Annotated in this window: 1 protein-coding gene; it reads left to right on the forward strand. The window is 29.5% G+C overall.

Translation table 11 applies throughout. The annotated features are described in order from the left end of the window. Nucleotides 1-463 (forward strand): hypothetical protein (locus WA340_RS05980; protein WP_336127874.1); only part of this gene is annotated, 463 nt, incomplete at its 5' end. Nucleotides 464-587 lie beyond the last annotated feature (124 nt).

Here is a 587-nt window from a genome sequence, read left to right on the forward strand (position 1 = left end):
CGTTAGCAAACAGCTGAAAATGATCTACCCAAAAATTATAATCGGAGTTGGAATCTTGATCGGAATTATTCTTTTTAAGAAAACTAAACCGAAATTTTTAGCCGGAATTTTAGCTGGACTAATTGTTAATTTTATTCTGTCCTTTATCGAAAATGAACTTCTAAAAAACATTTCGTTTATCAGTTTCGGAATTTTGAGCTTGATATTTGTAATTTATAGTGTAATTAAAAGAAAATGGCTGAATTTGATTATAGGACTTTTCGCTTTTGTTTCGTTTTTCTCGAAACTAAATCACTATCCTTATGCGACTGTACTGAAATTATTAATGATAATTCCAATTGCATGTTTCATACTGACTTTGAGAAAAAAAGAAAAATATGAAAACGAATTATCAATTTTGATAATATTCTTTGCATATGAGTTAAGCGAGTTTATTCAGCTGACTGAACAATGGATAAACTGAAAAAAGCCGATTTGCTAACAATGTATAAATTCAATTGCTACTGAATTTCCTACGGAAATTCATTGCAATTTTCTATCTTTCAGTCTTAATCGGAAAATCGTACCGATTTTCCGCAACTGAAATT

The organism is Mesoflavibacter sp. CH_XMU1422-2 (assembly GCF_037029245.1).
GTDB lineage: Bacteria > Bacteroidota > Bacteroidia > Flavobacteriales > Flavobacteriaceae > Mesoflavibacter > Mesoflavibacter zeaxanthinifaciens.